Genomic DNA, 13,235 nt, shown 5'->3' on the forward strand with positions numbered 1-13,235 from the left:
GCGCCGCCCGCCGTCGCGGCGGACGCGGCGCGGGCCGCGCGAGCGGCACTGGCCGCGTACGACGAGCTCGAGGCGGCCGACGGCGACGGCGCCGGCGGACCGCGGGCGGCCCCCGCGACGCGCGCCCAGTAGCCTGGCGCCCATGCTCTGGTTCACGGTCTGGACGGTTCTCGTGCTCGCCACCCTCGGCGGCGCCTTCTTCCTCGGGCGGGACCTGTGGCGCAAGGGCAAGGCGCTGCTCGCCGAGCTCGAGCACGCCGCGGACCTGGCCGACGTGTTCGCGAAGCGCACCGAGGAGCTCACGGCCGCGGCCGAGGCGGCGGCCCAGGCCGACGATCGGACGCCCGACATCCTGTCCGACCGCGCGCCGCACCGCGCCCGCCTCGCCGCGCTGCGCGCCGAGCGCGAGGCCCGGCGCGAGGCCCGCCGGCTGCGCCACGAGCGCACCGTCCTCGGCTGGCGCGCCTACACCGGCTGAGGACCGCGCCGGGCGGGGCACGGCCCGGCCCGACGTACGTTCGCAGGCGGGGGACACCCCGCATGAGCGCGGTGTCCCGGACCGCACGGGCCGGTCGGGGTTACGATGGCGCGAGCGCCCAGACAAAGGATGGAAGTCATGCCGAACCTCAAGGCCCCGGAACTCATTGTCATCTTGTTGGTCGTCCTGCTGCTCTTCGGCGCCAAGCGGCTGCCGGACCTGGCCAAGGGTGTCGGCAAGTCGTTGCGGATCTTCAAGGAAGAGGTTCGGGACAACGGCGACGACGCGCGCACCCCGCCCGTCGCGACCCGCCCGGATCGCCCCGCCACCGACGCGCCGTCGTCGGCCGCGCCCGCCGCGCCCTTCCGGGACCCCGTGACGCGTACGCAGGACGCGGACGACACCGAACGCAAGCAGGTCTGAGCCGCACGTGAGCGCACGCCGTACCCGGCAGAAAACGGACGAAGCGGGGCGGATGTCGCTGCGCGCTCACCTGACCGAGCTGCGCAAACGCATCTTCCTCGCCGCCGTCGGACTTTTCCTCGGCGGGGTCCTCGGGTGGATCCTCTACCCCAAGGTGTTCGCGATCCTGCAGGCTCCCGTGGTCAAGCTGCACGAGGCCCGCGGCCAGCTGATCGCGCTGAACTTCAGCGGGGTGCTCTCGGCGTTCGACATGCAACTCAAGGTGTCGCTGTTCGTGGGGGTGCTGATCTCGAGCCCCTGGTGGCTCTACCAGCTGTGGGCGTTCATCACCCCGGGCCTGACCCGGCGCGAGCGGATGGTCACCATCGGCTTCCTGTCCGCGGCCGTGCCGCTGTTCCTCACCGGTGCCTTCATGGCGTGGTGGCTGCTGCCGAAGGCGGTGGGCGTGCTGACCGCGTTCACGCCCGCCGACTCCACGAACCTCATCTCCGCCCAGGAGTACCTCACCTTCGTCATGCGCATGGTGCTCGCGTTCGGTGCGGGCTTCCTGCTCCCGGTCGTGATGGTGGCCCTGTCGATGGTCGGCATCGTGTCCGGCCGCACCTGGCTGAACGGCTGGCGGGTCGCCGTGCTGGGGGCCTTCATCTTCGGCGCGGTGGCCACCCCGACCGGCGACGCGATCTCGATGCTCGTGCTGGCCATCCCGATCACCGCGCTGTACTTCGGGGCCGTCGGAATCACCCTCGTCCACGACCGCCGGGTGGCCGCCCGCGAGCTGGCCGAGGAGTAGAACTCGCACCGAATCTCGGCGCAGCGTGCTTAGGGTTGGGGCTGTGTCAGCTGAAACTGGGCCCGCGGGGTCCGAAACGTCCGGGGGCGGGCCCCGGCTCGCTGACTTCCGCGAGCTCATGGGGTTCGAGCTGGACGGGTTCCAGGTCGCGGGGTGCGAGGCGCTCGAGGCCGGTCACGGGGTCCTCGTCGCGGCGCCCACCGGGGCCGGCAAGACGGTCGTCGGCGAGTTCGCCGTCCACCTCGCCCTCGCCGCGGGCCGCAAGGCGTTCTACACGACCCCGATCAAGGCGCTGTCCAACCAGAAGTACGGCGACCTGGTCCGGCGGTACGGGCCCGACAACGTCGGGCTGCTGACCGGGGACACCACCGTCAACGGCGAGGCACCGATCGTGGTGATGACCACCGAGGTGCTCCGCAACATGCTCTACGCGGGTTCGCCGACCCTCGACGGGCTCGGGTTCGTCGTGATGGACGAGGTGCACTACCTCGCCGACCGCATGCGCGGACCGGTGTGGGAGGAGGTCATCATCCATCTCGCACCCGACGTGCAGCTCGTCTCGCTGTCCGCGACGGTCTCCAACGCCGAGGAGTTCGGCGACTGGCTCGAGATGGTCCGCGGGGACACCGCCGTGGTCGTCAGCGAGCACCGCCCGGTCCCGCTCGGCCAGCACGTGCTCGCCCGGGACGAGCTGTTCGAGCTGTACGCGGGCCACGTCGACCCGACCGCCCCCGGGGTCAACCCGCCGATCAACCCGGAGCTCGCCGATGCGCTGCGCCGCCGGGAACGCGCGTCCGGGGATTCCGGCGGGCACGGCGGTCGCGGGCCGCGACCGCGCGGAGACCGCGGCTTCCGGGGCCGGGGAGGCGGACCGGGCGGGCGCCCGCGGCCGTCGTTCCGCCCGACGCCGAGGTTCGCGGTCGTCGAGCTGCTCGCCGACGCCGGGCTGCTGCCCGCGATCGTGTTCATCTTCTCCCGGGTCGGCTGCCAGGGCGCCGTCGCGCAGTGCCTGACGGCGGGGCTGCGGCTCACCACCCCGGCCCAGGAGGCGCAGATCCGGCAGATCGTCGAGGAGCGGTGCGCGACGCTCCCCCCGGAGGACCTGGGGGTGCTGGGCTACGCCGAGTGGACCGACGCCCTGGCCCGTGGGATCGCCGCGCACCACGCCGGCATGCTGCCCATCTTCAAGGAGACCGTCGAGGAGCTGTTCTCGCGCGGCCTGGTCCAGGTCGTCTTCGCGACCGAGACGCTCGCGCTCGGCATCAACATGCCGGCCAAGTCCGTCGTGCTGGAGAAGCTCGTCAAGTGGGACGGCTCGGCGCACGTCGACGTCACGCCGGGGGAGTACACCCAGCTCACCGGCCGGGCCGGCCGGCGCGGGATCGACACCGAGGGCCATGCGGTCGTCGTCGACCACCCGGGTCTCGACCCCGTCGCGCTGGCCGGGCTCGCTTCCAAACGCCTGTACCCGCTGCGCTCGAGCTTCAGCCCGACCTACAACATGGCCGTCAACCTCGTCGCGCAGGTCGGTCGCGAGCGGGCCAGGGAGGTGCTCGAGACGTCCTTCGCGCAGTTCCAGGCCGACCGGGGCGTCGTCGGGCTCGCCAGGCAGGCACAGGCCCACACGGAGGCGCTCGAGGGCTACGCCGAGGCGATGCGGTGCCACCTCGGCGACTTCGCGGAGTACTCCGGCCTGCTGCGCTCGATCACCGATCGGGAACAGCACCTGACCCGCGACCTGGCACGGGAGCGGCGCGCCGCGGCGGCGACGTCGCTGGAGGGGCTGCGGGTCGGCGACGTGATCGAGATCGCGGCCGGTCGCCGCGCCGGGCACGCCGTGGTGCTCGATCCCGGCGCCGGCGCCGGCGTGGAGGGCCCGCGTCCGACGGTGCTCACCGTGGACCGCCAGGTGCGCCGGGTGTCCGTCGCGGACGTGCCCACGGGGGTGCGGACGGTGGGTTCGCTGGGGGTCCAGCGCGGTTTCAACGCGCGCAACCCCGCCGCGCGCCGCGACCTCGCCGCGACGCTGCGCGCCTGGCTCTCGGAGAACGGCGGCGAGCACCGCGGGCGCGCCCGGCCCGCGGGAAAGAAGCGCGCCGCCGCGGCCGACGACGCCGAGCTGGCCGCCCTGCGCCGCCGCGTGCGCGCCCACCCGTGCCACTCGTGCCCGGACCGGGATGAGCACGCGCGCTGGGCCGAGCGCTGGGACAAGCTGAACCGCGAGCACGCCGCCCTGGTCGCCCGGATCGAGGGCCGCACGAGCTCGATCGCCCGGGTGTTCGACCGGATCTGCGACGTGCTGGACCGCCTCGGCTACCTCGCCACCACGACGACCGAGGACGGCGGGCGGTCGCAGGTCACCGTGACCTCCGACGGCCAGTGGCTGCGCCGCCTGTATGCGGAGAACGACCTGCTGGTCGCCGAGTGCCTGCGCCGCGGCGTGTGGGACGAGCTGGACCCGCCGGCCCTCGCCGCCGCCGTCTCGACCGTCCTGTACTCCGCGCGCCGCGACGACCAGGGTGAGCCGCGCATCCCGGGCGGCCCGGCCGGCAGGCTCGGGCGCGCCCTCGACGAGACCGTGCAGCTCTGGTCCGAGCTGGACGACCTGGAGCACCAGCACCACGTCGAGTCCACCGGTCCGCTCGACCTCGGCCTCGTCGAGGCCGTGCACCGGTGGGCGTCCGGGCGCAGCCTGGAGGTCGTGCTCAAGGGTACCGACCTGGCCGCCGGGGACTTCGTGCGGTGGTGCAAGCAGGTCATCGACCTGCTGGACCAGATCGCCCAGGCGGCCCCGTCCGCGCGGGTGCGCGAGGCGGCGCACCGCGGCGTCGTCGGGCTGCGCCGCGGGGTGGTGGCCTACTCCTCGCTCTGACTGCGTGTGTCCCTATTCGGGTCACACCGGCGGCCCTTGACCGTTCCCCGCGTGAGGCGGGGTGGTGCTTGGTCGCCGTCCGGCCACCAGCGGGGCTGGTGTGGTGCCGGTTCCGACCCAGGGCCCCGGAACTGCAGGGTGGCGATCGGCTCTTCCCCGGTGCATCCGGGTGCAGACACGTTGACGGGTGTCAGGCGGCCAGTGCTACTGGCGGTGAGGCCGGTGCTGCGGGGGTCCAGCGGGCCAGGTTGATCGCGGCGTTCACGTCCCGGTCGATGACCAGCCCGCAAGCGCACGAGTAGGTCCGGTCTGCCAGGGTGAGGTCGCCCTTGATGGCGCCGCAGCCTGAGCAGGTCTTGGACGACGGAAACCACCGGTCTGCCTGAACTAGCTCGAGGCCGTACCAGCGGGCCTTGTAGGCGAGCAGACGCCCGAGGTCACCGAGGCCGGCGTCGGCGATGTGCCGGGCGAGGCTGTGCAGCTGGACCATCCCGGCGACGAACAGGTCCTCGACCGTGAGTCTCGTGAGCGTGGTCGCGAGCTGGTAGGAGAGCTGGTGCGCGAGGTCGGCGCGCAGGTGCGCGACCCGGGCGTGGATCCGCCCGAGCCGTCGTGCGGCCTTGGCGCGACCGTTGGAGCCCTTCTTGGTTCTCGAGAGGCTCTGGTTGGCGCGCTTGAGGCGTTCTTGCGCGTGCTGCAACGCGTTCACCCCCTTGACCACGTGCAGCACGTGCCCGTGTGCGTCGGCTACGACAGCCAACGACTTGATGCCCACGTCCAGGCCGGCGGCCACCTGGTGGCGGCCGGCGGCTGACCTGCGCTCGTGGTGGGTCTGGGCTGCCAGGCCCGTGAGAGCGACGTGCCAGCGGCCGCGCTCGAACCGGATGCTGGCCGAGTACAGGTGCAGCCGGCCGCCCTCGAGCATCCGGCGAATTGTGCGCGTGCACCCGTGGATCCGGATCTCACCGATCGTCGGCAGCCGCAGGGACTTCGGGCCGGCCACGCGCAACGCCTGCGACGCTGCGACCTTCGAACGATTCCGCAGCCGGAAGCTGGGCGCCGACTTGTGCCTGGCCTTGAACTTCGGGAAGCCCACGGTCTTGCCGCCGCGTGCGCCCTTGCGTGAGTCGGAGAAGTTGGCCAGGGCCTGGGCGGCGTTGACCGAGGCGCATTCGAACACGTCCGAGGAGACTTCAGCCCGCCAATGCAGGCCGGCGCTGCCGTCGTCGTTGACGCGGCTGGTCTCCAGCTGGCCGTTCTTCCACGCGTTGAACTCGTTGATGAAGGAGAACTTCGACCACGACAACGACGGAGTCAGCTCGTCGGGCGTGGCCCCGTAGCTCCTCTCAGCTTCGCGCTGGTCGAGGTTCGCCTTGATGCGGCCCAGGTGGTGATTGAACGCGAACCGCGCAGCGCCTGCGTGCGTGAACAGCGCCCGCTCCTGGGCATGGTTCGGGTCGAGCGCGAACTTGAACGTCACCGCCCGCGTCAGTGGCACACCTGTGGCCGAGCGCAACGGCTCGGTACTGGGTGTGCGACGCGGCATGCGGACGATGGTGCCGGTCGCCACCGACAACGCAGTGATCAGCGCCCGGTTCACGCAACCAGTTGGTGCCTCATCCGCGCCGGCGCGGGCTTGGTCAGGTGCCACATGACGAGCGCGGCGCACGCCAGCCGCAACCAGGCCGACCCGGACCTGGTGGTGTTCTCGAACGACTTCGCCAAGCGGCGGGACCTGCCGAGCCGGCCGTGGGCAACCTCGACCCGCCACGCGTGCGCGATCGGCCTGAACACCGGCTGCTTGTCGTCCCACCGATCCAGCGCACCTCGACGTTGAGCTCGCGGCTCAACCGCGCGGCGGCCTTCGCTGAGGTGCCCCGGTCGACCAGCACCAGCTCGAGCCGCTTGGTCATCCCCGCCTCCGCGAGGTGGGTGAGAAGGAGCTCGGTCGCGACGCTCTCGTGCGTGTATGCCGCCACAACCAGCCCCCCATCGGGAGGCCGGTCACGTCGACCGCGACGACACGCTTGGCACCCGCATCGGTACTCGGCTTCCGGCCGGTGAATACGGACACACCCGGTGAGGCCCCGACGTGCCCGGGCCGCCGTCTCGCCGTGGGACGCGGCGAGGGGCGGCGCCCGCAGCGCCTATCGTGAGCGACTGTGAGCAGCACCCTGTACCGCAACGGCGTCATCCATTCCCCGGCCGACCCGTTCGCGGAGGCCCTGCTGGTGAGCGACGGGGTCATCACCTGGCTCGGCGCGAACGACACCGCGGACGGACTCGCGGCGAACGCCGACGAGGTCGTGGACCTGGACGGCGCGCTGGTCGCGCCCGCGTTCGTCGACGCGCACGCGCACGTGCTCGAGACGGGCCTCGCCCTCGAAGGTCTCGATCTGACCGCCGCGGCCGGCATCCACTCCCTCGCCGACGCCCTGGGTGCCCTGTCGCGGGCGGCCGGCGCGACCCGGGCCGGGGCCAGCGGGCCGCTGCTGGGGTTCGGCTGGGACGAGCAGGACTGGCCCGAGGGCCGCGGACCGACCCGCACGGAGATCGACGCGGCCACGGGCGGCGCCCCGGTGTATCTCGCCCGGGTGGACGTGCACTCCGCGATCGTGTCCTCCTCGTTCGCGGACGTGGCCGGTCTGAGCGCGATGCCCGGGTGGGAGCCCGACGGCCGCGTCACGGGGGAGGCCCACCACGCCGCCCGCGACGCGGCCCGCGAGATCGACCCGGTCCGCCGGGCTGCCCTGTACCGCCTCGCCCTCGGTGCGGCCGCGGCCCAGGGCATCGCGTCCGTGCACGAGCACAGCGCGCCGTTCGTGGACACCCGCGAGGGCCTGCGCACCCTGCTGGCGCTGACCGCCGGCGCCGAGGGCGCGTTGCCGCACGTCGTCGGCTATCGCGCCGAGCTGTGCGCGACGCCCGACGACGCCCGCGAGCTGCTGGCCGCCGTCCCCGGCCTGACCGGCATCGGCGGGGACCTGAACGTCGACGGGTCCCTCGGCTCGCGTACCGCGGCGCTGCGGGCGCCGTACCTCGACCTGCCGGCGCCCGGCGCGCACACCGGTTCGCTGTACCTGAGCGCCGAGCAGCTCGCCCTGCACCTGTCGGCCGTGACCAGGGTCGGGGTGCACGCGGGGTTCCATGTCATCGGTGACCGCGCGATGGACGAGCTGCTGGCCGGCCTGCGCAGCGCGGTCGACGTCGAGGGCCTCGGTGCGATCCGTGGTGCGGGCCACCGCATCGAGCACGCCGAGATGATCGACGCGCCGACGCTCGCTGCGCTCGTGCTGCTGGGCGTCCGGATGAGCGTGCAGCCCGCCTTCGACGCCGCCTGGGGCGGCCCCGGCGGGATGTACGCCGCCCGGCTCGGGGCGGGGCGTGCCGCGGCGCTCAACCCGCTCGCCGACCTGGCCGCGGCCGGGATCCCGCTTGCGTTCGGCTCCGACTCCCCGGTGACGCCGTTCGACCCGTGGGCGGGCGTGCGCGGCGCCGTCGTGCTGCACGAGGCCGACCAGCGGATCTCGGCCCGTGCCGCGTTCCGGGCGCACACCCGTGGCGGATGGCGACTGGCGGGACTCGACCACACCGGCGCGGGTGAGATCCGCCTGGGCGCCCCCGCCCACCTCGCCGTGTGGCGCGCGGACCACCTCGTCGTGCAGGGCGGCGCCGGGCGGGTCTCCTCCTGGAGCACCGACGCCCGCGCCGGCACCCCGTTGCTCCCCGAGCTGGGACCGGACGCCGCCCCGCCGGTGTGCCTGCGCACCCTGCGCGACGGCGTGGTGATCCACGACGCGCTCGGCTGAGTCGCGCACCTCGCGGCGCGCCGGCGGCGCCATTCGGGAGGACACACCGCGACACACCGCGCGACACGCCAGGGACGGCGAGTGATCGGGGCCACAGTCGACGGTCCTGACCTGCGCGGACGCGCGTGACCTGCGCAGACTTCCCTTTGACAGCACCGACCGAGCCGGTAGGTTTTCTCTCGTTCCCATTCGACAGGCGCTGAGCACGTCTCCGCTGGAGCGGGCCGCTCGCACCGACGTGGTGGCGGGCACCGGCTTGGCCCGCGTGTTCAACAGACAACAGGCGCCCACGCAACGCAGGGGTGGCGTCTGGTACGAAGGACACGCGGGCCGGTCGGTCGGGTCGATCAGTTCGGCTCGACCGGGCGGGTCGGTCCAGCACACGTCATGGCTGTCGTAGCCTTCTCGAATGTCCCTGCCCGAGCCCAACCGCTGGTGGGCCCTCGGGCTCGCTGCAGCCGGCGGGCTGATCACCGACGCCGCCTTCCCCGGCCGTGGCTGGTGGGGTGCCGCGTTCGTCGGGATGGCGCTGCTGTTCTTCGCGCTGCGCCGCGACAGCGCGCGCTGGAACTGCCTGGTCGGCCTGGTGTGGGGCCTCGCGTTCTTCGCGACCCACATCTCCTGGTCCAACTATGTGGTCGGCCGCGTGCCGTGGTTCGCGCTGACCGTGTTCCAAGCCCTGTACATCGCCCTGTTCGCCATCGCGTGGACGTGGGCGCGCCGCGGCGTGGCCATCTGGCGCGGTCCCTGGCTGCAGGCGACGGCGTTCGTGGTGCTCTGGGTCGCGACGGAGGAGTTGCGCTCCACGGCGCCGTTCGGTGGCTTCCCGTGGGGACGCCTGGCGTTCTCGCAGGAGGACTCGCCGCTCGTGCGGCTCGCATGGCTCGGCGGCGCCCCGCTCGTCTCGGCCGCCGTCGCCGGCGTCGGGGTGCTGCTCGCGATCAGCGTGCTCTCCGCGGCCCGGCTGCGCGTCGGCCGCACGACCCTGGCGATCGGCGTCGGCGTGCTGCTCGTCGGCGCCGGCCTGCTGGTGCCGCTGGACACCCAGGCGCAGGCCGGGAACCTGCAGGTCGGCGCCGTGCAGGGCAACGTGCCGACGCCGGGCGCGGACGCCTTCTCCCAGCAGCGAGCGGTGCTCGACCTGCACGCGAAGGGCACCCACGAGCTGCTGAAGCAGGTCAAGCCCGGCGAGCTCGACGTGGTCCTGTGGCCCGAGAACGGGACCGACGTCGACCCCGAGGCCGACTACTCCGCGGCGGCCGAGATCGACGCGGCCGCCAAGGCGGTCACCGCGCCCATGCTGGTCGGCACCGTCGAGTACCCCGCGAGCGGGGGCCGGTACAACACCGGCCTGCTGTGGGAACCCGGCACGGGGCCCGTCGCGCGCTACGTCAAGCAGCACCCGGCCCCGTTCGGCGAGTACATCCCGCTGCGCAAGTGGATCCGCCCGTTCTCCCACGAGGTGGACCTCGTGCGCAACGACATGATCGCCGGCACGAAGGTCGGCGTCGTGCCGCTCGCGGTGCCGCGCCTGCACCGCACGGTCGTGCTGGGCGACGTGATCTGCTTCGAGATCGCCTACGACCCCCTGGTGCGCTCCTCGGTGCGCGCGGGCGCCGAGGTCATCGTCGAGCAGACCAACAACGCGTCGTTCGGCTTCACCGACGAGTCCACCCAGCAGCTGGCGATGGCCCGCCTGCGGGCCATCGAGCACGGCCGTGCGACCGTGCAGATCTCCACGGTCGGGGTCAGCGCGATCATCGCGCCGAACGGCGCGGTCAGCCAGCGCACCGACCTGTTCACGGCGGCGCAGCTCGTCGCGGCCCTCCCGCTGCGCACGTCGCTCACGCCGGCCACGGTCATCGGGGACTGGCTCGCGTGGGCCTTCGACGGCCTCGCGCTGGTGATCGTGGTCTCCGGCATGGTGGGCGCGACCCGCGTCCGCCGGGCCCACCGCCCGGAGGGTCGCCTCTGATGCGCCGCACCGTCGTCCTCATCCCGACCTTCAACGAGCGCGACGCGCTGCCCGGGACCCTCGCCCGGCTGCGCGCGGCCGTCCCGGAGGCGGACGTCCTGGTGATCGACGACGGTAGCCCCGATGGCACCGGGGACCTCGCGGACCGCGCTGCCGCCGACGACGCCGCCGTGCACGTGCTGCACCGCGAGGAGAAGCTCGGACTCGGGCGCGCGTACGTCGCGGGGTTCGCCTGGGCGCTGGCCGAGGGCTACGAGGTCATCGTCGAGATGGACGCCGACGGTTCGCACCGGCCCGAGGACCTGCCGCGGCTGCTGGCCGCGCTGTCCGACGCCGACCTGGTGCTGGGCTCCCGGTGGGTGCCCGGCGGGACCGTGGTGAACTGGCCGCGCCGCCGCGAGCTGCTCTCCCGCGCGGGCAACGCGTACACCCGGATGATGCTCGGGCTACCGCTGCGGGACGCGACCGGGGGCTTCCGCGCCTACCGCGCCGCGACCCTGGCCGGTCTCGACCTCGAGGCGGTCGCCTCGCACGGGTACTGCTTCCAGGTGGACATGGCCTGGCGGGTGCTGCGCTCGGGCGGCCGGGTCGTCGAGGTCCCGATCACGTTCGTCGAGCGGGTGCAGGGCACCTCGAAGATGAGCCGCGCGATCGTGATCGAGGCGCTCACCCTGGTCACGACCTGGGGTGCGGCGCACCACGCACGACAAACAGCCGGCGCAATGCGCCGGCTGTTCGGTCGATCGTCGTCCTGACATCCTCGTCCGCGCGTGCGGACGAGCGTCGGTCAGGCGCTTCTGCGGAGCTTTCCCGCACGGAGCAGGTCGAGCCGCTCGTCGAGCAGCTCCTCGAGCTCCTTGACCGTGCGGCGCTCAAGGAGCATGTCCCAGTGCGTGCGCGGCCGCTTGCCGCTCTTGGGCTCAGGCCTCGTGGCGTCGCGGAGCAGGGCTTCCTCGCCGCACCGGCACTCCCAGACCAGCGGCACGTCGGCCTCGGTCGAGAAGGGCAGGATGATGGTGTGCCCGTTCGGGCAGTCGTAGTGCGCCTGGAGCCGGGGAGCGAACTCGACGCCCTCTTCGGTCTCCAAGCTGTTGGAACCGATGCGCATTCCGCGCAGGGATCGGTTCGCCATTAGGGCCTCCGTTTTACTTCGATGAGTTCTCTACCGTCGTGTTCAACGCTCACGAGCCCGTTCGTGTTCCAGCACGAAGTGAAGGTCCCGTGAACGTCGGTCGTTGGTCGTGGCCCGGTGGGCCAGGTGCTCGAGGCTTCCCAGGTAGTCATACACCGGCACGGCCTCGGCTCTCATGGTGGCGGTCAGCGGTGCTCCGTGGCAACTCTCCCGGTGTGACGCTCGACTCGTCGGGTGGTTGTGCTGAGCCGTTCGGGGGACTGCCGGGGTCCGGTCACGCGGCCCGCGTCGCCGGCAGCACGCGTGACCGGTCCCGGCCGATGGCCACGATCGCGCGCACGGGGAGCCCGACGCAGGACATCGCCTCGCGGAGCGCGTCGGACCAGCCGACCTCGTAGGTGCCCCGGTCACCTCCCGCGCGCCGCACCAGGGCGAAGGCGACGCACCCGCCGGGCGCGTTCTCGTCGACCAGGACGCGCAGGATGCCCGCGAGGTTCGCGACCATCACCCGATCCACCATCGTCGGCAGGTCGCCGATCGGGATCACCAGCGGCATGGCGCGCTCGGCGTCGTCGAGGAACACCACCCACAGGGCCCGCGGGCCGTCCCGCTCCGGCCCGACCATCGCGAGCAGGTGCTGGTGCACGTCCTCGTCGGTACCGAGCAGGACGCCCGGCACGGGCAGCCCGCCCGGGTCGTCGTCGAAGGGGTCGTCGTCGAGCGCGTCGTCACCGAACAGGCTGTCGCCGAACGGATCGTCCTCGTCGTCGTCGAAGTAGTCGTCGTCCCAGTTCTCATCGAAGGTCGTCATGGCCGCCAGCATCGTGACGGTGCCCGGCCGGCGCACGGGCCCCCGCCGCGCCCTGGGGACGAGGCCGCGCCGCGGTGCCCTGGGGGTGGGTCGCCCGCGCCCGCTCAGTTCTCGGAGGAGTTCGGCTGGGCGAGCACGACCCCGTCGGTGAACATCACACCGTCCGCGAACCGGGCCTCGACCCGACCGCCACCGAACTGCTCGGCGTACAGCCGGGCGTACAGCCCGTCGGTCACCGTGACGAGCTCGGCATGGGTGCCGCGCTCGACGACCCGGCCGTCGTCGACCACGAAGATCACGTCCGCGTGGCGGATCGTCGAGAGCCGGTGCGCGATGGCGAGCGTCGTCCGCCGCGTCATCGCCGCGGCGAGCGCCTCCTGCACGAGCCGTTCGGAGGACGAGTCGAGGGCCGACGTCGCCTCGTCGAGGATCAGGATCCGGGGGTCCTTGAGCAGCACCCGCGCGATCGCGATCCGTTGCTTCTCCCCGCCCGAGAGCCGGTAGCCCCGCTCGCCGACGGTGGTGTCGTACCCGTCGGAGAACGAGACGATCCGGTCGTGGATGTTCGCCGCGCGGCAGGCCTCCTCGAGCTCGGCGTCTGTGGCGTCCGGGCGCGCGTACCGCAGGTTCGCCGCGATCGACGCGTGGAACAGGTACGGGTCCTGGGTGACCATGCCGACGACGTCGGCCAGCGAGCCCATCGTCACGTCCCGCACGTCGTGGCCGTCGATCAGCACCGCGCCCTTGTTGACCTCGTAGAGCCGCGGGACGAGGTAGCTCAGGGTGGTCTTGCCGGCACCCGACGGCCCGACGAACGCGGCGAGCTGTCCGGGTTCGATCACGAACGAGGTGTCCCGCACGGCCCACGGGCGCCGTCGCGGATGTCCGTTCTGCTGACCGTCGGTGTCCGGCCCCCGGTCCGCGCGCAGCGGCGGGGCCGTGGCG

Annotated in this window: 12 protein-coding genes; 8 read left to right on the forward strand and 4 right to left on the reverse strand. The window is 72.9% G+C overall.

Annotated features, from left to right (window positions below; all coding sequences use genetic code 11):
- Positions 1-142 precede the first annotated feature (142 nt).
- The 4 genes from VIM26_RS20300 to VIM26_RS20315 all read left to right on the forward strand — a co-directional run bounded on the left by VIM26_RS20300 (position 143) and on the right by VIM26_RS20315 (position 4,563).
- Positions 143-478 carry a hypothetical protein gene (locus tag VIM26_RS20300; protein ID WP_331954619.1) on the forward strand — a complete coding sequence of 112 codons (336 nt, stop codon included), beginning with the start codon at positions 143-145 and terminating at the stop codon, positions 476-478.
- A gap of 138 nt (positions 479-616) precedes the next feature.
- Positions 617-901: a Sec-independent protein translocase subunit TatA gene (gene tatA, locus VIM26_RS20305; RefSeq protein WP_331954621.1), complete on the forward strand. Its 285-nt coding sequence runs from the start codon at positions 617-619 to the stop codon at positions 899-901.
- A gap of 52 nt (positions 902-953) precedes the next feature.
- Positions 954-1,691, forward strand: a complete 738-nt coding sequence (gene tatC, locus VIM26_RS20310; protein WP_331954623.1) for a twin-arginine translocase subunit TatC — start codon at positions 954-956, stop codon at positions 1,689-1,691.
- 43 nt (positions 1,692-1,734) lie between these two features.
- Positions 1,735-4,563 (forward strand): DEAD/DEAH box helicase, encoded by a 2,829-nt coding sequence (locus VIM26_RS20315; protein WP_331954625.1) that lies wholly within the window; start codon positions 1,735-1,737, stop codon positions 4,561-4,563.
- Positions 4,564-4,753: 190 nt separating this feature from the next.
- On the opposite strand, the gene VIM26_RS20320 is transcribed toward VIM26_RS20315, so the two are convergent.
- Complete coding sequence (locus VIM26_RS20320) at positions 4,754-6,109, reverse strand: RNA-guided endonuclease TnpB family protein (RefSeq protein WP_331954627.1); 1,356 nt, start codon at positions 6,107-6,109, stop codon at positions 4,754-4,756.
- Positions 6,110-6,214: 105 nt separating this feature from the next.
- Here VIM26_RS20320 and VIM26_RS20325 point away from each other — a divergent pair, with 105 nt between their 5' ends.
- The 4 genes from VIM26_RS20325 (at position 6,215) to VIM26_RS20340 (ending at position 11,102) form a co-directional block, all read left to right on the forward strand.
- Positions 6,215-6,400: a hypothetical protein gene (locus tag VIM26_RS20325; RefSeq protein ID WP_331954629.1), complete on the forward strand. Its 186-nt coding sequence runs from the start codon at positions 6,215-6,217 to the stop codon at positions 6,398-6,400.
- A 325-nt stretch (positions 6,401-6,725) separates the two neighbouring features.
- On the forward strand, positions 6,726-8,372 hold the full coding sequence (locus VIM26_RS20330; protein WP_331954631.1) for an amidohydrolase: 1,647 nt from the start codon (positions 6,726-6,728) through the stop codon (positions 8,370-8,372).
- A gap of 409 nt (positions 8,373-8,781) precedes the next feature.
- Positions 8,782-10,347 (forward strand): apolipoprotein N-acyltransferase, encoded by a 1,566-nt coding sequence (lnt, locus tag VIM26_RS20335; RefSeq protein ID WP_331954633.1) that lies wholly within the window; start codon positions 8,782-8,784, stop codon positions 10,345-10,347.
- Positions 10,347-11,102, forward strand: a complete 756-nt coding sequence (locus VIM26_RS20340) for a polyprenol monophosphomannose synthase (protein WP_331954635.1) — start codon at positions 10,347-10,349, stop codon at positions 11,100-11,102. Before lnt ends, VIM26_RS20340 begins: the two co-directional genes overlap by 1 nt.
- 32 nt (positions 11,103-11,134) lie before the next feature.
- Here VIM26_RS20340 and VIM26_RS20345 read toward each other — a convergent pair whose 3' ends face one another.
- The 3 genes from VIM26_RS20345 to VIM26_RS20355 all read right to left on the reverse strand — a co-directional run.
- The gene (locus VIM26_RS20345; protein ID WP_331954637.1) at positions 11,135-11,479 is read right to left on the reverse strand and encodes an RNA polymerase-binding protein RbpA; all 345 of its coding nucleotides are present in this window, start codon (positions 11,477-11,479) and stop codon (positions 11,135-11,137) included.
- A 274-nt stretch (positions 11,480-11,753) separates the two neighbouring features.
- The gene (locus VIM26_RS20350; protein WP_331954639.1) at positions 11,754-12,290 is read right to left on the reverse strand and encodes a hypothetical protein; all 537 of its coding nucleotides are present in this window, start codon (positions 12,288-12,290) and stop codon (positions 11,754-11,756) included.
- A gap of 104 nt (positions 12,291-12,394) precedes the next feature.
- Positions 12,395-13,235 (reverse strand): ABC transporter ATP-binding protein (locus VIM26_RS20355; protein ID WP_331954641.1); only part of this gene is annotated, 841 nt, incomplete at its 5' end.

The sequence above is a fragment of the Pengzhenrongella sp. genome, from assembly GCF_036565025.1.
In the GTDB taxonomy this organism is placed as follows: Bacteria; Actinomycetota; Actinomycetes; order Actinomycetales; family Cellulomonadaceae; genus Pengzhenrongella.